Raw genomic sequence first — 20,352 nt, forward strand, 5'->3', positions numbered from 1 at the left:
GCCGCGCCCTCCAGGGCGGCGCCCGGCCGTCAGACCCACACGTAACGGTGTTCGGGACGGCCCGTCTCCCCGTACCGGAGACTGAGACGGACCCGCCCGGCACGTTCGAGGAGCTTGAGGTAGCGCTGTGCGGTCTGCCGGCTCAGCCCGGCCTGCCGCGCCACCTCCTGGGCGGACAGCGGCGCGTCGGCCGAGCGCAGGACGGACCGGACCCGGTCGGCGGTGGCCGTCGAGTGGCCCTTGGGCAGCTCGGCGGGGCCGGCGTTGGCGGAACCCAGTGCGCCGAAGAGGCGGTCGACCTCGGACTGTTCGGCCTGGCCGCCGCCCTCGAAGGTGCGGCGGAGGGCCGCGTACCCCTCCAGTTTGGAACGGAGCCCGGCGAACGTGAACGGCTTGACCAGGTACTGCAGCGCGCCCTGACGCATGGCCGCCTGAACCGTCGCGATGTCGCGGGCCGCGGTCACCATGATCACGTCGGTCTGCAGGCCGCGCTGCCGAAGCCGCGAGACGAGCTGCAGACCGGTCTCGTCGGGCAGGTAGTGGTCCAGCAGGACGAGGTCGATGGAGGCGGACTCCAGGGCGGCCAGGGCCTCGGCGGCGGAGTGGGCGAGGCGGTCGACGCGGAAGCCCGGGACCTTCGCGACATACGCGGCGTTGATCTCGGCGACCCGTATGTCGTCGTCCACGACCAGTACGTCGATCACCGGGCGGCCCCCGTCTCTCCGGGACCGCGGCCGTCAGGCACGCGCACCCCATGACCTCGTGCGCCCCCGCTGCCCGCGCCCGGAGCGCCGTCACCGTCCGGCCGGTCCTCCGCGACCTCTTCCGAGAGCGCGTCGGACAGCGCGTCAGGGAGCGTGACGGTGAACTCCGCGCCCCCTTCGGGACTCTCGGCCACTTCGGCAGTGCCCCCGTACCGCTCGGCGAGCCGGCGCACGAGCGCCAGGCCGATACCGCGCTGCCCATGAGCAGGCGGTTCCTTGGTCGTCCAGCCCTCGGTGAAGATCTCGGCGCGCCGCTCCTCCGGCACTCCGGGACCGTTGTCCCGGACCCGGACGACCGCCGTACGGTCCTCGGCGCGGAGCTCGACCTCGACGCGCGCCCCGTGGCTCCCGGCGGTGGCGTCCAAGGCGTTGTCGACCAGGTTGCCCAGGATGGTGACCAGGCTGTGCGGGTCCACCACCCGGTCGGGCAGGTGACTGTCGGGCGCGATGCTCAACGAGACGCCACGTTCGGTGGCGACGGTCGCCTTGCCGACCAGCAGGGACGCCAGCAGCGGATCACGCACCCGTTCGGTGACCTGCTCGGCGGTCGCCCGGTGCACGCCCACCGCCTGGGTCACGAACTCCACGGCCTCCTCGTGCAGGCCGAGTTCGAGGAGGCCCAGCAGGGTGTGGAGGCGGTTGGCGTGCTCGTGGTCCTGGGCGCGCAGCGCGTCGATGAGCCCGCGGGTGCCGTCCAGCTCGCGGCCCAGCCGCTCCAGCTCCGTACGGTCGCGCAACGTGACCACGGCTCCACCGTCGTCGGTCGGCATCCGGTTGGCCACCAGGACGCGCTGCCCGCTGACGGTGAGCAGGTCGGCGCCGCGGACCCGGCCGGAGAGCACCTCGGCGGTACGGCCGGGCGGCAGCGCTTCGTCCAAGGGGCGGCCGGTGTCCTCGGAACGCAGGTCCAGCAGGCGCTGCGCCTCGTCGTTCAGCAGACGGATACGTCCGTGCGCGTCGAGCGCGACGAAACCCTCCCGGATGCCGTGCAGCATCGCCTCACGCTCGGTGAGGAGCGCGGAGATGTCGGAGAAGGCCAGGTCATGCGTGCGGCGCTGGAGGCGTCGGGCGACGAGGTACGCGGCGAGCGCGCCGACGGCGAGCGCCCCGCCCGCGTAGGCGAGCAGCTGCGGCACCGTGCTCACCAGCCGCTGCTGCACGCTCTCGTACGCGATACCGACCGACACGGCGCCGACGATCTTCCCCTTCTCGTCCCGCAGCGGAACCTTTCCGCGCGCGGAGCGCCCCAGAGTGCCCTCGTCGATCTGCATGACCTCGCGGCCCGCCAGGACGCCGCTGGGGTCGGTGGAGACGCGGCGCCCGATCTCGTCCGGATCGGTGTGGGACCAGCGCACTCCGCGCATATCCATGATCACGACGTACTCCGCCCCGGTGGCCCGGCGGATCCGCTCCGCCTCGTTCTGGACGGGGCCGTCGCGGCCGGGGCGGGAGTGCTCCAGCGCGTCGTCGAGGCGGGATTCGGCGGCGGCGGTCTGGGCGATGGCCAAGGCGCGGCGCATCGCCTCGTCGTCGAGCTGCGCACCGAGCGGAGCGAGGAAGAGGCCGGTGGCGAGCGCCGTGACGCCGGCGGCGATGGCCAGCTGCATCAGCAGCACCTGCGCGAAGACACGTCGCGGCCAGCCCACCCGCAGGCGCAGCCCGGACAGCACGGCCCGCAGCCCGTCACCGGCCGGCCGGCCCGTCGGTGGCCGCGCGTCGATCTCGCCTCTTACGCCCATACGGACGAACAGTAGGCGGGGCAGTGTCCAGCAGGTAATCATCTCGACGCTGAGTGACGGACATCTTGCGAGACGTGACTGCGGGGCGTCCGTGAGCAGGCCACGGGGAAGTTATCCACAGGGCTTTCGCGAACCGCACGCGCCTGTCTAACCTCGCAGAGTCACAGTCAGTAACCACCCGTCACTCCCGACGGGGCCGGGCAGTGCGACTGATGCGAAGGAGGGGCGTTATGTGGCGCGTTATGTGGGGCGTTGTGAGGGGCGTTCTGGGGTCAGCGATGACGGGCGCGGTCGGCAGGTGTGGCGGAAGACGCGGCCACGCGGCCAGGTCAGCCGAGAGGGCGTACGGAGAGCACGGCCATACGGGCAGGCCTCCCGAGCGGAGAACCACAGCTGACCGGCGCAGGGGTGCCGTCGGCGCGCTGCTGGACCGTGACCCGCCAGGACCGGCCGTCGCTGTGGGCGACAGTGACGGCCCAGGTAGGGGCGGCGGCATCGCGGCGGCCGACCGCCGGGGATGCCGAGGCCGGAGCCTCGCGGTACGGGTCTCCGCCGCCTTCGGGCGCATCGTCTCCGCCATCGTCGGGCGGCGGTACGGGCGCGCTGTGTACGACGTCGATCGCGTCCGCCCGGTCCTCGCGTATCAGCTCGCGCACGGCGAGGTCGGCGGCCTGCGCCGGGCGCTCCCAGGCCGAACGGCCGCGGCAGTGGTCCAGCAGGATCCGCCCGTCCCGCGCCGCCGCCAGGGCGTCCTTGACCAGCGGGGCGGAAGCCCGCCCGTAGGCATAGCCGTACGGGAGGACGAAGAGGGTGGGGGAGAAGCGGTGACCCCCGATGTGGGTGACCTCCCACGCCTCGGCGCCGCTGTCGGCGAGTTCGGCGGCCAGCGGGCGCCCGAGGACGGCGCAGCAGCGGTCACGCTTGCCGTTGGTGCAGACGAAAACCAGCGGCTCGCCGGCATACGGCTCCCAGAGCCCGCCGTGTTCACCCGTGCCCAGCCGGGCGAAGTCGAGACGCAGCAGCGTTTCCGGGTCGGTGACGGAGATGGTCCGAATCCAGGAGCGGTTCGGCGCGGTGTGGGCGAGGAAAGCCGGGCGGGCCGGGGCTCCGTGGCGGTCCGGGTGCCGGCCCGGCCGACGGACGAGGGCCACCCGTACGCCGGTGCCGTCCACCGCCGCTTCCAGAGCCCGGCCGATGCGGGGATCGAGATGGCTCTCGGCCAGCGCTTCGGCGCCCCAGGGGCCGGACTGCTCGACGAGCAGCCAGGTCCGGGCGGTGGCCGACGTGCCCGCGACGGGCTCGGCGACATCGCGGGAAGCGGTTGCGCACGTGCTCACATAGGTAACCCTAACCTGCCGCGAAGCGCCCGGAATCCTGAACCGAGAGCGCGGGAATCGGGGGCTGGGGGCGTAGGGGATCGGACGGTGGAATCGAAGGGCGACGGGGGAGCGGGGAGAGGCCGGAGTCGAGCTCGGAGAGGCCGGAGTCGAGCGGGGAGAGTGCGCAAGCTGATCTGGGGGGGGCGGGAGCTGGCGAGGGGGGCGTGGGGGCGAACGAGGGCCGTGCGAGGGCGAACGAGGGAGGCGGGGAGCTGGATTGGTGGCCCGGTTGGCTGCGTTACCGGGTCGGCTGGGGCTGTCGCTTGCGGAGGGGGCTCGCGAAGTCCGCCTCGGGGGGAGCGGCTTCGGTGCTCGGTTCGATCTTCGTCATGGGGCATGAGGCTGGCTGGACATGCCGATGCAGGTGGTCGAGGGGCACACCGGCTGTGGCTCAGAAGGCGTCCGGGCGGTCGGCGTTCACAGCCACCGTTGTGCCGCCTCGACGCTGTCCCCGCCGTTGGTGGTGAACGCGATGGCTGCCAGGGGCGCATGGCGGCGGATCAGGTTCAGGATCTGTTTCGAAGAGCGGGAGCAGCTGTTCGGTCGTGCGGATACCGCCGCCGACGATCATGACATTCCACGGCTGCCTGGTCAGCGAGGCGACGAGGGTGGGCTCGACGCCGGGGCGGCCTGCTGTACGTCCTCCAGGAGGCGGAACAGGGTGCGGGCGCGTGGGTCCTCGCCTCGGTAGATGCGGGTGGCCCAACCCGGGCACCCGGCGGCCGGCGCGGAGGTGGTCCGCCACCTCGGCCGCCGCGCTGCCCCGTTCCAGTACCTCTTGCAGCATGTGGTGCGTGAGGCTGCTCGCAGCGCCGTGCAGGGGGCCGTCCAGGGCGCCGAAACCGGCCGACACGACGGTGTACGGGTGGGCTCGCGCGGAGGCGGCCACCCGGGCGGCCAAGGTGGAGGCGGCGAGGTCGTGGTCGACGAAGAGGACGAAGGCTGCGCCCAGGACGCGCAGTGACGCCTCGTCGGGTGACTGCTCGGTGAGGCGTGCCCACAGGCGGCGGGCGATCGGCGCCGAGGTGGGGTCGGTGCCGCTCTCCAGGCGGGGCAGGGCGTCCACGAGGACGGGGATCAGGGCGCGTGCCGTGCCCAGGACGGCGTCCTCGGACAGGTCGAAGCGCAGCGGGTCGGCGACGGCCGCAGCCACTACCGCGACGCGGAGCCGGTCCATCGGGCTGCTGTGTGCGGGGAGTGCGTCGACGGCCCGGTGGGCGGCTGCGAGGGCTTCTTCCGGGGCGATGAAGCGGGTGCCGGGGCGCAGCATGCCGGTCCAGAGCCACTCGGCGACTTCTTCGTAGCCGTAGCGGGCGGCCAGTTCGGTGGTGTCGACGCCGCGGTGGTAGCAGCGGTCCGCGTCGATGAGGGTGATGCCGGTACGGAGCGCCAGGTCACCGCTGTCGGCAGGGGCCGGTTCGCGTCGGGCGCCGCGTCGGGCGAGGGCGTCCACCTCCGCCGCGTCGAAGGTGCTGCCCCGGCCGCCCGGGGGCCGCCGGCTGGTCAGTTGGCCGCGGCTGACGTAGGCGTAGATCGTGTGCGGCTTCACGCCGAGCCGTTCGGCAGCTTCCCGCGTGGTGAGCCGCTGCCCGCCGGCCCTGTCCCCGGTCCTGTCCCTGTCCCCGGTCCTGTCCCTGTCCCCGGCCCCGTGCCTGTCCCCGGTCCCGTGCCCGGTCCCGGTCTCGGCCTCAGACTCGTCCGCGCCCCCGGCCCTGGCCCCGCCCCCGGCCGCGCCCTCGCCCCCGGCCCCGTGCCCGGTCCCGGTCCCGGTCCCGTGCCCGGTCCCGTGCCCGGTCCCGTGCCCGGTCCCGTGCCCGGTCCCGTGCCCGGTCCTGGTCCCGGTCTCAGACTCGGCCGTGCCCCCGCCCCCGGGCCCGACCCCGATCCCGCCCCCACGCCCGCCGCCCCCGCCATCAGCACTGCCGCCACGGCCATCCGCCCGGCCGCCCCCACTGCCGCCGCCCCACGCCCGCGGCCGCTGCCGTGACCTCCCCCGTGGCCGCCCTCGGAATCGCCCCCGTGTACGGGACGCGCTGCCCGGCATCGTCCACGCGAGCGCCCGCAGCGGCCCGCTCGCCGGCCTGCGTATCGTGCTCTCCCTGCTCGGCGCCGCAGCGGGCTTCCAGCCCCTCTACGACATCGACTCCCGACAGCGCGGCGCCGGGGCGCTCGCCGCGAGCGCCGCGGTGCCGACCCTCCTCACCGCGCTGCACCGCATCGGCCGCGGCCTGCCTCCGGTCGAGCCGCGGGACGACCTCCCGTACGCCGCCAATTACCTGTACATGCTCACCGGCGAGGAGTCCGACCCCGCGCGCACCCGCGCCATTGAGCAGTATCTGATCTCCACCATCGACCACGGCTTCAACGCCTCGGCGTTCATCGCGCGCGTCATCGCCTCCACGGGCGCCGACCTCGCGGCCTGTCTGGCGGGCGCGGTCGGCGCGCTCTCCGGGCCGCTGCACGGCGGCGCGCCCAGCCGGGCCCTGGTCTCCCTCGACGCCATCGGCAGTCCGGACCGTATCGACGCCTGGATCCGCGAGCGTGTCCGTTCGGGGAGCGGGTCATGGGCTTCGGGCATCCCGTCCACCGGACCGAGGGCCCGCGGTCGCGGATGCTGCGCGACATCGCCCGGGACTTCGGCGGGCCGCTGGTGGACTTCGTGGTGCAGGTGGAGGAGCGTGTCGAGGCCCTGTTCGCCGAGCTCAGACCCGGCCGGGAGCTGCACACCAACGTCGCGTTCTACGCGGGTGTGGTGATGGAGCTGTGCGGCCTGCCGCGTGAGATGTTCACGGTCACCTTCTGTGCGGCCCGGGTGGTCGGCTGGAGCGCCAATATCCTGGAGCACGGAGGACTCGAAGATCATCCGCCCGGCGGCCCGCTATGCGGGTCCGCCCCCGCCGCAGCCGGTGCCCGCCGCGCTGAACTGACGGCGTGCCGGACCGACGGCGCGCCGCTGACCGAGACGTACGACGATGGAGGCGCCCCCTTGGCCCCGCAGGCCCCACGACAGATTCCGGTCATCGTGCTCGCCGGATTCCTCGGTTCCGGTAAGACGACCCTGCTCAACCATCTGCTGGGCCGCAGCGGCGGCAGCCGCGTCGGAGCGGTTGTCAACGACTTCGGCAGCATCGAGATCGACGCCATGACGGTGGCCGGCCAGGTCGACTCGATGGTCTCGCTGGGCAACGGGTGCCTGTGCTGCGCCGTCGACACCAGCGAACTGGACGAGTACCTGGAACGCCTGGCCCGGCCGTCGGCCCGTATCGACGTCATCGTCATCGAGGCGAGCGGGCTGGCGGAGCCGCAGGAACTCATCCGCATGATCCTGGCCAGCGAGAACGACCGCATCGTCTACGGCGGGCTGGTCGAGGTCGTCGACGCGGCGGAGTTCGGAGCCACCCGGGCCCGACATCCGGAGATCGACCGGCATGTGGCCATCGCCGATCTGGTGGTCCTGAACAAGGCCGACCGGATCAATGAGGCGGAGCAGCGCTCGCTGCTGGACACCCTCGCCGAGCTGAGCCCGGGGACGCCCGTCGTGCCCGCCGCGTACGGGCGGATCGACCCGGAACTGTTCTTCGACCGCAAACCGCGCGACGCGGACGACGAGGCGGTCCGGCAGCTGTCCTTCGAGGACCTGTTCCGCGAGGAGGCGGACGCGGAGGCCGCAGCGGGCGGGGAGGTGACCGCGGAGCACGGGTGTGACGCGCACGGACCGGGGTGTCACGGCCACGGGCCCGGCCGCCACTTCCACACCGCTTACGAGAGCGTCGAGTTCGTCTCGGACGAGCCGATGAACCCGCGCCGGCTCATGGCCTTCCTGGACAGCAGGCCCGCCGGTCTCTACCGGATCAAGGGGTTCGTCCACTTCGACGTACCGGAGAACCGCCAGAAGTTCGCCGTGCACGCGGTCGGCGACTTCCTGCGCTTCTACCCCTCGCCGTGGCAGCCGGACGAGGAGCGCCGCACCCAGCTCGTCCTCATCGGCAGCGGGGTCGACACGGCGGCGGTGCGGAAGGAACTGACGGACTGCCGGGAGACAGGGACGGAGCGCGGCGATGCGAACAGCATGTGGGGCGTGCTGCGGTACGTACCGTCCACCGGCGAACCCGGCGAACCCGGCGAACCCGGCGAACCCGGCGAACCCGGCGAGCCCGGCGACCCCGGGGGACTTGATGATCCGGAGGAACTTGGTGATCCCGGTGACTCGGGTGATCCCGGTGACCCGGGTGAACCCGACGACCAGTAAACCGCCCCCGGGCCCCGCCCCTCCTCGCCGGCGCGGCACCGCCCCCGCCCCCGGCCCAGCCGCAGCCGTCCCGGGGGCGTCGCCGTCCTCAGCGTGGAACCGCGCCCGTCACACCGGCCCGGCCAGTGCGGAGACCGGCTTCGTCAGCGGTACGCCCGAGCCGTCCCGGCGCGGGTCCGGGTCCGGCAGCTCGACCGGGACGCCCTTGGCGTTCGCCGCCCGTACGGGGGCCGCGCCGGCCCAGGCCAGGGAGAGGCAGTCCTCGCCCTTGAGGAACCGCTGGCAGCGCACGCCGCCGGTCGCCCGGCCCTTGCGCGGGTACTGGTCGAAGGGGGTGAGCTTGGCCGTGGAGACCGAGTCGTCGAGCGTGCCGTGCGAGCCGGAGACGGTGAAGACCATGGCGTCGGCGCCCGGGTCGACGGCCGAGAAGAAGATGACCTTCGCGTCCGGGCCCAGCTTGATGCCCGTCATGCCGCCCGCGGGGCGGCCCTGCGGCCGTACCTGCCCCGCCGGGTAGCGCAGCAGCTGCGCCTCGTCGGTGATGAAGACCAGGTCCTCCTCGCCCGTACGCAGCTCGACGGCGCCCACGATGCGGTCGCCCTCCTTGAGGGTGATGACCTCCAACTCCTCCTTGTGGGACGGGTAGTCCGGCACCACGCGCTTGACGATGCCCTGCTGCGTACCGAGCGCCAGGCCCGGTGAGGACTCGTCGAGCGTCATCAGGCAGATCAGCTGCTCGCCGTCCTGGAGGCTGAGGAACTCCGAGACCGGCGCGCCGCCGGACAGGGTCGGCGCCGCGATGGTGTCCGGCAGCTGCGGCAGGTCGACCACCTGGAGGCGCAGCAGCCGGCCGGCGGACGTCACCGCGCCCACCTCACCGCGGGTGGTGGCCGGCACCGCCGAGACGATCACGTCGTGCTTGACGCGCTTGGCCTCTGCGTCGAAGTTCACCTCGCCGTTGGCCGTACGGGCCAGCAGGCCCGTGGAGGACAGCAGCACCCGGCACGGGTCGTCGGCGACCTCCAGCGGCACCGCGGCCACCGGGGCGCCCGCCGACTCCAGCAGGACGGTGCGGCGCTCGGTGCCGTACTTCTTGGCCACCGCGGCCAGCTCACCGGAGACCAGCTTGCGCAGTTCGGCGTCCGATTCGAGGATCTTGGTCAGCTCCTCGATCTCCGCCTTGAGCTTGTCGCGCTCCGACTCCAGCTCGATACGGTCGAACTTGGTCAGCCGGCGCAGCGGCGTGTCGAGGATGTACTGCGTCTGGACGTCGCTCAGCGCGAAGCGGTCCATCAGGCGCTCCTTGGCCTGGGCGCTGTTCTCGCTGGAGCGGATGAGGCGGATCACCTCGTCGATGTCGATCAGGGCCGTCAGCAGGCCCTCGACCAGGTGGAGGCGGTCGCGCTTCTTGCCGCGGCGGAACTCGCTGCGCCGGCGCACCACGTCGAAGCGGTGGTCGACGTAGACCTCCAGCAGCTCCTTGAGGCCCAGCGTCAGCGGCTGGCCGTCCACCAGCGCGACGTTGTTGATGCCGAAGGACTCCTCCATGGCCGTGAGCTTGTAGAGCTGCTCCAGGACGGCTTCCGGGTTGAAGCCGTTCTTGATCTCGATGACCAGGCGCAGGCCGTGCTCGCGGTCGGTGAGGTCCTTGACGTCGGCGATGCCCTGGAGCTTCTTGGCGCCCACCAGGTCCTTGATCTTGGAGATGACCTTCTCGGGGCCGACGGCGAACGGCAGTTCGGTGACGACCAGGCCCTTGCGGCGGGCGGTGACGTTCTCGATCGAGACCGTGGCGCGGATCTTGAACGTGCCGCGTCCGGACTCGTACGCGTCGCGGATGCCGCTCAGGCCCACGATCCGGCCGCCGGTCGGCAGGTCGGGGCCCGGCACGTACCGCATCAGCGTGTCGAGGTCCGCGTTCGGATGCTTGATCAGGTGGCGGGCGGCGGCGATGACCTCGCCGAGGTTGTGCGGCGGCATGTTCGTCGCCATGCCGACCGCGATACCGGACGCGCCGTTGACCAGCAGGTTCGGGTAGGCGGCCGGCAGGGCGACCGGCTCCTGCTCCTGGCCGTCGTAGTTCGGTGCGAAGTCGACCGTGTCCTCGTCGATGGACTCCGTCATCAGGGACGTGGCCGAGGCCATCTTGCACTCGGTGTACCGCATGGCGGCGGGCGGGTCGTCGTTGCCGAGCGAGCCGAAGTTGCCGTGGCCGTCCACCAGGGGCAGCCGCATCGAGAAGGACTGCGCCATCCGCACCAGGGCGTCGTAGATGGAGGCGTCGCCGTGCGGGTGGAGCTTACCCATCACCTCCCCGACGACGCGGGCGCACTTGACGTAGCCGCGCTCGGGGCGCAGGCCCATCTCGTTCATCTGGTAGAGGATGCGGCGGTGCACGGGCTTGAGGCCGTCGCGGGCGTCCGGGAGGGCGCGGGAGTAGATGACCGAGTACGCGTACTCAAGGAAGGAGCCCTGCATCTCGTCGACGACGTCGATGTCGAGGATCCTCTCCTCGAAGTCGTCCGGCGGCGGGGTCTTCGTGCTACGGCGGGCCATCGCGGCTGCGGCTCCTTCGCTTGCGTCCTGCTGCTTGCCGATGCGGGATCAACGTTCGGGTCTTTCGCGGACCATTGTGGCCCGCCCCACTGACAACGCCGACCGCGACCCTCCCCGGAGCCCCCGGACGGGGTGTCCGCGAAGTCCGCTCGTACGAGGCAGCCCGGTCGGGAACTTCGCCATAGCCCGACGCGCTTGCATACAGTGACAGAACTTCCTCGCAAGCGGATCGAAGGGACGTACATGCCCATGGGTCACACGGCCACAGAACAAGCCGGCTCCGGCGGCCTGACAGCGACCGAGCACCGGCTGGCCAACGGCCTGCGTGTGGTGCTCTCCGAAGATCACCTGACCCCGGTCGCGGCGGTCTGCCTCTGGTACGACGTCGGCTCGCGTCACGAGGTCAAGGGCCGCACCGGCCTGGCCCACCTCTTCGAGCACCTCATGTTCCAGGGTTCCGCCCAGGTCACGGGCAACGGTCACTTCGAACTGGTCCAGGGCGCCGGCGGCTCCCTGAACGGCACAACCAGCTTCGAGCGCACCAATTACTTCGAGACCATGCCCGCCCACCAGCTGGAGCTCGCGCTGTGGCTGGAGGCCGACCGCATGGGCTCCCTCTTGACGGCGCTCGACGAGGAGTCCCTGGAGAACCAGCGCGACGTCGTCAAGAACGAGCGCCGGCAGCGCTACGACAACGTCCCCTACGGCACGGCCTTCGAGAAGCTGACGGCCATGGCCTACCCGGAGGGACACCCGTACCACCACACGCCCATCGGTTCGATGGCCGACCTGGACGCCGCCTCCCTGGAGGACGCGCGGGCCTTCTTCCGTACGTACTACGCGCCCAACAACGCGGTGCTCTCGGTCGTCGGCGACATCGACCCCGAGCAGACCCTCGCCTGGGTGGAGAAGTACTTCGGCTCCATCCCCGGCCACGAGGGCAAGCAGCCGCCGCGCGACGGCTCCCTCCCGGACGTCATCGGCAAGGAGCTGCGCGAGGTCGTCGAGGAGGACGTCCCCTCCCGCGCCCTGATGGCCGCCTACCGCCTCCCCCAGGACGGCACCCGCGAGGCCGACGCGGCGGACCTGGCGCTGACGGTGCTCGGCGGCGGCGAGTCCTCGCGCCTGTACAACCGGCTGGTGCGCCGCGACCGCACGGCCGTGGCGGCGGGCTTCGGCCTGCTGCGGCTGGCCGGCGCGCCGTCACTCGGCTGGCTGGACGTCAAGACGTCCGGCGGCGTCGAGGTGCCCGCCATCGAGAGGGCCGTCGACGAGGAGCTGGCCCGCTTCGCCGACGAGGGGCCCACCCCGGAGGAGATGGAGCGCGCGCAGGCCCAGCTGGAGCGCGAGTGGCTGGACCGGCTCGCCACGGCCGCCGGCCGCGCCGACGAACTGTGCCGGTTCGCGGTCCTGTTCGGCGACCCGCAGCTCGCCCTGACGGCCGTGCAGCGCGTCCTGGACATCACCCCCCAGGAGGTGCAGCAGGTGGCTCAGGCCCGGCTGCGCCCCGACAACCGCGCGGTCCTCGTGTACGAGCCGACCGAGCCGACCGCCGCCGAGGACAACGACGAGGAGGCGGCCCAGTGAGCGACGCCGTCAGCACCACGATGACCTTCCACCCGCAGCCGTCCGGCGGCGAACCCAAGCCGTGGGCTTTCCCGGCCCCCGAGCGCGGGCAGCTGCCCAACGGCCTGACGGTCCTGCGCAGCCACCGCCCCGGCCAGCAGGTGGTCGCCGTCGAGATCGACATCGTCGCGCCCCTGGAGGCCGAGCCCGCGGGCCTGGACGGGGTCGCCACGATCATGGCGCGTGCCCTGTCCGAGGGCACCGACAAGCACGACGCCGAGGAGTTCGCCGCCGAGCTGGAGCGCTGCGGCGCCACCCTGGACGCGCACGCCGACCACCCCGGCGTCCGCGTCTCCCTGGAGGTCCCGGCCTCCCGGCTGGACAAGGCGCTGGGCCTGCTCGCCGACGCGCTGCGCGCCCCGGCCTTCCCGGACGGCGAGGTGGAGCGCCTGGTGCGCAACCGCCTCGACGAGATCCCGCACGAGCTCGCCAACCCGGCGCGCCGTGCCGCGATGGCCCTCTCGAAGGAGCTGTTCCCGGCCGACTCCCGGATGTCGCGGCCGCGCCAGGGCACCGAGGAGACCGTCACCCGTATCGACGCGGCGGCCGTACGCGCCTTCTACGAGGCCCATGTGCGCCCCGCCACGGCCACCGCGGTCATCGTCGGCGACTTCACCGGCATCGACCTGGACGCGGCCCTCGCCGAGACCCTCGGCGCCTGGACGGGTTCGCCCGCCGAACCGGTCAAGGCCAGCCCGATCACCGCCGACGACACCGGCCGTGTCGTGATCGTCGACCGCCCCGGTGCCGTCCAGACGCAGCTGCTGATCGGCCGGATCGGCGCCGACCGGCACGACGACGTCTGGCCCGCCCAGGTGCTCGGCACGTACTGCCTGGGCGGCACCCTCACCTCCCGCCTGGACCGGGTGCTGCGCGAGGAGAAGGGCTACACCTACGGGGTGCGCTCCTTCGGCCAGGTGCTGCGCTCCTCGGCCGACGGTGACGGCGCCGCGATGCTCGCCATCAGCGGCTCGGTGGACACCGCCTCCACCGGACCGGCGCTGGAGGACCTCTGGAAGGTGCTGCGCACCCTCGCGGCGGAGGGCCTGACCGACGCCGAGCGCGACGTGGCCGTACAGAACCTCGTCGGGGTCGCGCCGCTGAAGTACGAGACCGCAGCGGCCGTCGCGGGCACCCTCGCCGACCAGGTCGAGCAGCAGCTCCCGGACGATTTCCAGGCCCGGCTGTACGAGCGGCTGGCGCGCACCGGCACGGTCGAGGCGACCGCCGCGGTCGTCAACGCCTTCCCGGGCGACCGGCTGGTGACGGTCCTGGTGGGCGACGCCGCCGAGATCGAGGAGCCCGTCAAGGCGCTCGGCATCGGCGAGGTGACGGTCGTCAAGGGCTGACGGCGCCGCACCGGGCGCGGACGGCTGCCGGCGGCCGTCCGCGCCCGACGGTCCGTGACCCGGGCGGGTGAGGCATGGTCACCTGAGGGATCCAGTGGTGCGCAGACACCACTGGATCTTCTTTATGTCCCAATTGTTGTGGGTGGTTGCACGGTGCCCGTGTGGCGTACGGCACAAAACCGGGGTTCTGTTTGCCGATTGAAAGTTGCCCCGTTTAGCGTCGATCCGGCTGTCCGCAGGATCACCGCCGCAACCGCGGCACGGACAGTCATCGCCGAGTCCCCGTACGGCGCGAGCCAGGGGAGCCGGGGACCCACCGTCCCTTGGGGTGAATCGGACGCCTTCCCGGAGGCGCCCGTAGGAGACCTTCCTGCTCCGAACCCGTCAGCTAACCCGGTAGGCGAGAGGGAAGGAAAGGACACAGCCAGCCCATGGCGTTCACCCGTGCCACCGGGAAGCACCGTGGTCCGAGCCGCAGCGCGCGGACGACCCGTAACCTCGCCGGCATAGCCACGCTCGCCGCGTCCGGCGTCATCGCCTCCGTCGCCTCCCCGGCCCTGGCGGCCGGCAACCCGGACGACGCGAGCACCCACGACACCGGCCTCCACCAGGCCGTCGTCCTCGGTGACGAGCTGGCCGAGCAGATCGAGGCGCAGGCCGACGCGCAGCAGGAGGCCGCCGAGGCCGCCGCCGCGCAGGCCAAGGCCGAGGCCGAGGCGCGCAAGCAGGCCGAGGAGGCCAAGCGCCAGGCCGAGGCCGAGGCGAAGAAGGAGCGCGAGGCCAAGGAGCGCGCCGCCCGCGAGGCCGAGCGCAAGCGCCTGCTCACGTACGTCGCCCCCATCGACGGCTCCTACGTGTCCACCAGCTACAAGGCCTCCAGCGGTCTGTGGTCCTCCGGCAGCCACACCGGCATCGACTTCCACGCCTCCTCCGGCACCACCGTCCACGCCGTCGGCTCGGGCACGGTCGTCGAGGCCGGCTGGGGCGGCGCGTACGGGAACAACGTCGTCATCAAGATGAATGACGGCACCTACACCCAGTACGGCCACCTGTCGTCGATCAACGTCTCGGTCGGCCAGACCGTCACCCCGGGCCAGCAGATCGCCCTGTCGGGCAACACCGGCAACACCACCGGCGCGCACCTGCACTTCGAGGCCCGCACCTCGGCGGAGTACGGCTCGGACATGGACCCGGTCGCCTACCTGCGCTCGCACGGCGTGAACGTCTGACGCACACCCGTCCCCCGTACGACGCCCCGGCCCGCGCGGCCGGGGCGTCTGCGTGTGCGGGGCGGGTGCCGCGGGCCCGTCTCCTGAGGCGGTCGCGCCCGTATGCCGTCTCGCGTGGATACCGTCCCGCCCCAATCCCGCCCTGTCCGTATGCCGTCCCCCGTAAGCGACCCTCGTATGCCGTCCGGCGCGTTCTGGCCAAAAGATATCCATGAATTCGCCGTGACCGCCGGACGACGTCTTCCTGTCGAATAGAGTCACACCGAATGCCGCCACCCGGTGGCATTCCGGGATGTTCGCACGGGATTACGGCGGAGGCACAGGCGATGCGAGGCCCCATTTCCGCGCATGTGGTGTGCACGGCGATCCGCGACGAGATCGTATCCGGCGCTCTTCCGCCGGGCAGCAGGCTGATCGAGGAGCTGCTGGCCGGCCGGTACGGCGTCTCCCGCGTTCCCGTGCGCGAGGCGCTGCGCACGTTGCAGTCCGAGGGCTTCGTGACCATCCGGCACCATGCGGGCGCCTGCGTGGCGGAGCCGACCGAGCGCGAGGCGGCCGACCTCCTGGACATCCGGGCGCTGCTGGAGCCGCTGGGCGCCGCGCGCGCCGCCGCCCGCCGTACCGCGGCGCACGTCAAGGTGCTGCGTGGCGTCGTACGGCTGGGCCGTGAGCGCGCCCGCCACGGCCACCGCGCCGAGCTGCGCCAACTCGACGGCTGGTTCCACGAGACGCTCGCCCAGGCGTCCGGCAGCCCCAGCATGGCGGCGCTCCTCACCCAGCTGCGACGCAAGATCGACTGGATGTACGCGGTCGACCTCCCGGCCCGCGACGAGCGCTCCTGGGAGGAGCACGGGGCGGTGCTGGACGCGGTGAGCCGCGGGGACGCCGAGCGGGCCCGGACCCTGATGGCGGCGCACATCGAACGCTCACGCCCGGCGTACCGGCTGCGCCCCGTGGTCCCCGGGCCGGCTGTGAGGGATCCGAAACCGGCCGTAAACACGGCGCGCGAACGGAATTAACAGGGGAGCCGTATACAAGCGGTATGCGGTACGCGGTACACGCTCTCTCCGGAAAGGAGGGGGCGGGATCCGTGAATATCGGGGGAGCCGTACGGGGCAGGGGAGCGGCCCGGGAATTGCGCGTACCTGAAGGGCGGCGCGCGGAATGTTCCGAGCGGGCTGCCTTATTTGATCTGCGCGGCGTATGCGGGAAGCCGTGGCATTGTCGGGACGTGCGGGAGGCCGGCCAGAAGCCGAAGGAAATCCGGCGAAGGGCCGGCGGGCGCGGCGAAAAACCGACAAAAAACGGCCCCGCCCGGCGCCGGGAACCCGGCTACCGCGGCGGAGCCGCGAACACAGTGACCCGCGAGGCGGTTCAGACGGTCTCCGGGAGCTCCTCAAGGCCCTCGGCGACCAGCTTCGCGAGACGGTCGAGCGCGGCGTCGGCGCCCTCGGCGTCGGAGGCCAGCACGATCTCCTCGCCACCCTGGGCGCCCAGGCCCAGCACGGCCAGCATGGAGGCCGCGTTGACCGGGTTGCCGTCGGCCTTGGCGATCGTCACGGGCACACCGGAGGCGGTGGCCGCCCGGACGAAGATCGAGGCGGGGCGGGCGTGCAGACCCTCGGCCCAACCGACATTGACGCGGCGCTCAGCCATGGTGTTGCCCTTCAAGTCGTTGAGGTTGTCTAGACCAGTGTCTCATGGCGCCGGGGGTGCTCCGGCAGCCCACGACGGTGGCCGTCGCGGGCTTTCAGCACGCTACCGGCAGGTCATGGGCGCGCGGCCGGACCGTCCGCCATCCGGGACCGCTGTCTGGGACCGTCCATCTTGGGACCGCTGCCCGGAACCGTCCTCCGGGACCGCTGCCCGGGGGACCGTCCTTCGGAACCACTGCCCGGGACCGTGATCCGGGACCGCCGGCCACGCACCGGCCTGCCCGGCCCCTCGCGGCCGCGCACACCGAGCCGGTTGTCAGTGGCGGGCCGTACGCTGTCCCCCATGCAGAGCCCGTCGGACAGCGTCTACCCGGCCCACTGGGAAGCCGATGTCGTGCTGCGCGACGGCGGCACCGCGCGCATCCGCCCCATCACCCCCGACGACGCGCAGCGCCTGGTCTCGTTCTACGAACAGGTCTCGGACGAGTCGAAGTACTATCGCTTCTTCGCGCCCTACCCGCGCCTGTCCGACCGTGACGTGCACCGCTTCACCCACCATGACTACGTCGACCGGGTCGGCCTGGCCGCCACCGTGGGCGGCGAGTTCATCGCCACGGTCCGCTACGACCGCATCGACGACCGGGGCCGCCCGGCCAAGGAGCCCGGCGCCGACCAGGCCGAGGTCGCCTTCCTCGTCCAGGACGCCCACCAGGGCCGCGGGGTGGCCTCCGCGCTCCTGGAGCACATCGCCGCGGTGGCCCGGGAGCGCGGCATCCGCCGGTTCGCGGCCGAGGTGCTGCCCGCCAACACCAAAATGATCAAGGTCTTCACGGACGCCGGGTACACCCAGCAGCGCACCTTCGAAGACGGCGTGGTGCGCCTGGAGTTCGACCTGGAGCCCACCGAGCAGTCCATGGCCGTCATGCGCGGCCGCGAGCAGCGCGCCGAGGCCCGCTCGGTGCAGCGCCTGCTGGCGCCCGGCTCGGTCGCCGTCATCGGCACCGGCCGCGCCCCCGGCGGCGTCGGCCGCTCCGTCCTGCGCAACCTCCTCGACTCCGGCTACCCGGGCCGGGTGTACGCGGTCAACCACGCCTTCCCCGAGGGCGGCACCCGGCTCGATCCGGAGGGCGTGCCCGGCCACCGCTCGGTGCCCGAGATCCCCGAGCCGGTGGACCTCGCGGTGCTCGCCGTCCCCGCCGCCCAGGTCCCCGACGTGGTCCGCGACTGCGGTGCGCACGGCGTGCGCGGCCTGGTGATCCTCTCCTCCGGGTACGCCGAGTCCGGCCCCGAAGGGCGCGAGCGGCAGCGCGCCCTGCTGCGCCAGGCCCGCTCGTACGGCATGCGGCTCATCGGGCCGAACGCCTTCGGCCTGATCAACACCGCGCCCGACGTCCGTCTGAACGCCTCCCTCGCCCCGCAGCTGCCCGGCGCCGGGCGCATCGGCCTGTTCACCCAGTCCGGCGCGATCGGCATCGCCCTGCTCAGCGGGCTGCACCGGCGCGGCCCCGGGGACGGCTCGATCGCCGGGATCTCCACCTTCCTGTCGGCCGGCAACCGCGCCGACCTCTCCGGCAACGACCTGCTCCAGTACTGGTACGACGACCCGGCCACCGACGTGGCGATCCTGTACCTGGAGTCCATCGGCGACCCGCGCAAGTTCATGCGGCTCGCCCGCCGTACGGCCGCCGTCAAGCCCGTCGTCGTCGCCAAGGGCGCCCGCCACACCGGCACCGCGCCGCTCGGCCACACCGTCCCCACGGTCCGCATCCCCGACAGCACGGTCTCCGCCCTGATGCGCCAGGCCGGCGTGATCCGCGTCGACACGGTCACCGAGCTGATCGACGCCGGTCTGCTGCTCGCCTCCCAGCCGCTGCCGAACGGCCCGCGCGTCGCCATCCTCGGCAATTCCGAGTCCCTCGCCCTGCTGACCTACGACGCTTGCCTGACGGAGGGGCTGCGCCCGCTGCGGCCGCACGTCCTCGCCGCCGCGGCCACACCGGAGGACTTCCGTACGGCGCTGGCCGCGGCCCTGGCCAACGGGCTGTGCGACGCGGTCGTCGTCACGGCCATCCCCTGGGTGGGGGAGGAGGGCGTGGCCTCCCCGGGAGAGGGCGCCGACCTCGCCGCCGCGCTGCGCGAAGCGGCCTCGTCCGCCGCGCCCGCCAAGCCGGTCACCGTCGTGCACCTGGCCATGGACGCCCTCGCCGACGCCCTGGCGGCTCCGCCGCCGTCGGGTGAGGGGGCGCGGGGGGACGGCGGCGCGGCGCGGTCGTTCGACGGTGCCTCGCGGTCGTTCGACGGTGCCTCACGGTCGTACGGCGATGGACGGCAGCCGTCGGACCACACCTCTCAGCTGCCGCCGCGCGCCTCGCAGCCGTACGGCGGCCACGCCTCCCACCCGTACGGCGACACCCCGCAGCCGCCCCACCGCACCTCCCAGCCGTCCCGCACCGCCTCACCACCGCCTCCCAACGCCCCGCAGCCGCCCCCCAGCGCCCCGGCCCGCCCCGGAGCCCCCACGGCCCCCGGCGGCGCCCCCACAGCCCCACAGAGCCCCGCCACACCCCCGCCCGGCACGACCGGTCCGACCGGCGCCGACGAGCCCCCCGGCTCCCCGACCCCCGGATCCCCAGCCACCGGCTCCCCGCCCCCCGCCTCCCCCTCCACCCCCCTGATACCGGCCTTCCCCGCCGCCGAGCGCGCCGTCAGATCGCTCGCGCAGGCGGTGCGGTACGCGAAATGGCGCCGGGACGCCGCCGATCCGGGCCGGGTGCCCGAGTACGAGGACATCGAGGAAGCCGCCGCCGGCGCCGACATCGACCGGCTGCTCGACGAGCTCGCCCGGCACGCCGACATCACCCGTTCCGTTCCGCTGCCGGCCGAGGACGCCCACGCCCTCCTGGCCCGGTACGGCATCCCGGTGCGCCCCGCCCACCCGGCGCCCGACCCGGACACCGCCGTACGGGCCGCCGCCCGCCTGGGGTACCCGGTCGCCCTGAAGACCACCGCGCCGCACCTGCGGCACCGCCCCGACCTCGGCGGTGTCCGCCTCGACCTGACCGGCGAGGCGGAGCTGCGCCGCGCCTACGCCGAGCTGACCGACTTCCTCGGCAAGCCGGAGGAGCTGCGCCTGGTCGTCCAGCCGATGGTGCCGCGCGGTGTCGACACGGTCGTGCGCGCCGCCATCGACCCGGCCGCCGGCGCCGTCCTGTCCTTCGGCCTGGCCGGTGCCCCCTCGCAGCTCCTCGGTGACACGGCACACCGCCTCATCCCCGCCACGGACCGGGACGTCGCCGAACAGATACGGTCCATCCGCACGGCTCCGCTGCTCTTCGGCTGGCGCGGCAGCCAGCCGGTGGACACCGCCGCCCTGGAGGACCTGCTGCTGCGGGTCTCCCGGCTGGTCGACGACCACCCCGAGGTCGTCGGTGTCGACCTGGAGCCGGTCGTGGTCGCTCCGCACGGCCTCGCCGTCCTGGACGCCACGGTCCGCCTGGCCCGCCCGCCGGCCACCACCGACCTGGGCCCGCGCCGGATGTCCGCCTACTGACAGCCGGGCGCGGGACCGACCGCCCCTGTGGGGGAGACGGTCCCGGACGGGCGAGACCCCGCGGGGCGGAGTCCCGCCCGCCGGCACAGGTCCCGCCGGACGACCGCCTCGCCGCCCCTGGCCCCACCTCTCGGCGCCGCCCTGCCCCCGAACCCGCCAGCGCATCCCTGACGTGCGCCCACCGCCCCCCCCGCCCGGCCCCCCTCGCTCCCCGGCCGTCGCCTCTCGGACCCGCCCCGGCCGGTACGCCCCGTAA

At 73.1% G+C, this 20,352-nt stretch carries 11 protein-coding genes, 3 pseudogenes and 1 riboswitch; of the genes and pseudogenes, 7 read left to right on the forward strand and 7 right to left on the reverse strand.

Features of this window, described 5'->3' with window-relative positions:
* Window positions 1-29: 29 nt before the first annotated feature.
* The 5 genes and pseudogenes from AB0L45_RS29710 to AB0L45_RS29730 form a co-directional block, all read right to left on the reverse strand.
* Window positions 30-704: a response regulator gene (locus tag AB0L45_RS29710; RefSeq protein ID WP_365845314.1), complete on the reverse strand. Its 675-nt coding sequence runs from the start codon at window positions 702-704 to the stop codon at window positions 30-32.
* Window positions 701-2,371, reverse strand: coding sequence for a sensor histidine kinase (locus AB0L45_RS29715; RefSeq protein ID WP_365845363.1), 1,671 nt, complete (start codon window positions 2,369-2,371; stop codon window positions 701-703). The genes AB0L45_RS29710 and AB0L45_RS29715 overlap by 4 nt, the downstream gene beginning before the upstream one ends.
* Before the next feature lie 461 nt (window positions 2,372-2,832).
* A complete protein-coding gene (locus AB0L45_RS29720) occupies window positions 2,833-3,840 on the reverse strand; it encodes a sucrase ferredoxin (protein ID WP_365845316.1) in 1,008 nt (335 codons plus the stop codon).
* Window positions 3,841-4,299: 459 nt separating this feature from the next.
* Window positions 4,300-4,498: pseudogene (locus AB0L45_RS29725) on the reverse strand (hypothetical protein); the annotation flags it as partial.
* A 2-nt stretch (window positions 4,499-4,500) separates the two neighbouring features.
* Window positions 4,501-5,431 (reverse strand): annotated as a pseudogene (locus tag AB0L45_RS29730) (citrate/2-methylcitrate synthase); the annotation flags it as partial.
* 472 nt (window positions 5,432-5,903) lie between these two features.
* Between AB0L45_RS29730 and AB0L45_RS29735 the strand changes: the two are divergent.
* Together AB0L45_RS29735 and AB0L45_RS29740 are read left to right on the forward strand one after the other, a co-directional pair.
* A pseudogene (locus tag AB0L45_RS29735) lies at window positions 5,904-6,809 on the forward strand (citrate/2-methylcitrate synthase); the annotation flags it as partial.
* A gap of 59 nt (window positions 6,810-6,868) precedes the next feature.
* Complete coding sequence (locus AB0L45_RS29740) at window positions 6,869-8,131, forward strand: CobW family GTP-binding protein (protein ID WP_365845318.1); 1,263 nt, start codon at window positions 6,869-6,871, stop codon at window positions 8,129-8,131.
* A gap of 108 nt (window positions 8,132-8,239) precedes the next feature.
* On the opposite strand, the gene AB0L45_RS29745 is transcribed toward AB0L45_RS29740, so the two are convergent.
* The gene (locus tag AB0L45_RS29745) at window positions 8,240-10,687 is read right to left on the reverse strand and encodes a DNA topoisomerase IV subunit A (RefSeq protein ID WP_365845320.1); all 2,448 of its coding nucleotides are present in this window, start codon (window positions 10,685-10,687) and stop codon (window positions 8,240-8,242) included.
* 249 nt (window positions 10,688-10,936) lie between these two features.
* Here AB0L45_RS29745 and AB0L45_RS29750 point away from each other — a divergent pair, with 249 nt between their 5' ends.
* The 4 genes from AB0L45_RS29750 (at window position 10,937) to AB0L45_RS29765 (ending at window position 15,910) form a co-directional block, all read left to right on the forward strand.
* A complete protein-coding gene (locus AB0L45_RS29750) occupies window positions 10,937-12,274 on the forward strand; it encodes a pitrilysin family protein (RefSeq protein ID WP_365845365.1) in 1,338 nt (445 codons plus the stop codon).
* Window positions 12,271-13,662, forward strand: coding sequence for a pitrilysin family protein (locus AB0L45_RS29755; protein ID WP_365845322.1), 1,392 nt, complete (start codon window positions 12,271-12,273; stop codon window positions 13,660-13,662). The genes AB0L45_RS29750 and AB0L45_RS29755 overlap by 4 nt, the downstream gene beginning before the upstream one ends.
* A 262-nt stretch (window positions 13,663-13,924) precedes the next feature.
* Window positions 13,925-14,080, forward strand: a riboswitch (cyclic di-AMP (ydaO/yuaA leader).
* Between the two features lie 13 nt (window positions 14,081-14,093).
* Window positions 14,094-14,891, forward strand: coding sequence for a peptidoglycan DD-metalloendopeptidase family protein (locus AB0L45_RS29760; protein WP_365845324.1), 798 nt, complete (start codon window positions 14,094-14,096; stop codon window positions 14,889-14,891).
* A 326-nt stretch (window positions 14,892-15,217) separates the two neighbouring features.
* A complete protein-coding gene (locus AB0L45_RS29765; RefSeq protein WP_365845327.1) occupies window positions 15,218-15,910 on the forward strand; it encodes a GntR family transcriptional regulator in 693 nt (230 codons plus the stop codon).
* Between the two features lie 355 nt (window positions 15,911-16,265).
* On the opposite strand, the gene AB0L45_RS29770 is transcribed toward AB0L45_RS29765, so the two are convergent.
* Window positions 16,266-16,547 (reverse strand): HPr family phosphocarrier protein, encoded by a 282-nt coding sequence (locus tag AB0L45_RS29770; RefSeq protein ID WP_003981826.1) that lies wholly within the window; start codon window positions 16,545-16,547, stop codon window positions 16,266-16,268.
* A 342-nt stretch (window positions 16,548-16,889) separates the two neighbouring features.
* Here AB0L45_RS29770 and AB0L45_RS29775 point away from each other — a divergent pair, with 342 nt between their 5' ends.
* Window positions 16,890-20,096: a GNAT family N-acetyltransferase gene (locus AB0L45_RS29775; protein ID WP_365845329.1), complete on the forward strand. Its 3,207-nt coding sequence runs from the start codon at window positions 16,890-16,892 to the stop codon at window positions 20,094-20,096.
* The last annotated feature ends 256 nt before the right edge of the window (window positions 20,097-20,352 follow it).

Source organism: Streptomyces sp. NPDC052496 (genome assembly GCF_040679095.1).
Classification (GTDB): Bacteria; Actinomycetota; Actinomycetes; order Streptomycetales; family Streptomycetaceae; genus Streptomyces.

Coding starts and splice junctions, on each gene's coding strand:
- AB0L45_RS29775 (WP_365845329.1), top strand. CDS start 16,890: ATGCAGAGCCCGTCGGACAGCGTCTACCCGGCCCACTGGGAAGCCGAT.
- AB0L45_RS29715 (WP_365845363.1), bottom strand. CDS start 2,371: ATGCAGCTGGCCATCGCCGCCGGCGTCACGGCGCTCGCCACCGGCCTC.
- AB0L45_RS29750 (WP_365845365.1), top strand. CDS start 10,937: ATGGGTCACACGGCCACAGAACAAGCCGGCTCCGGCGGCCTGACAGCG.
- AB0L45_RS29765 (WP_365845327.1), top strand. CDS start 15,218: ATGCGAGGCCCCATTTCCGCGCATGTGGTGTGCACGGCGATCCGCGAC.
- AB0L45_RS29770 (WP_003981826.1), bottom strand. CDS start 16,547: ATGGCTGAGCGCCGCGTCAATGTCGGTTGGGCCGAGGGTCTGCACGCC.
- AB0L45_RS29760 (WP_365845324.1), top strand. CDS start 14,094: ATGGCGTTCACCCGTGCCACCGGGAAGCACCGTGGTCCGAGCCGCAGC.
- AB0L45_RS29745 (WP_365845320.1), bottom strand. CDS start 10,687: ATGGCCCGCCGTAGCACGAAGACCCCGCCGCCGGACGACTTCGAGGAG.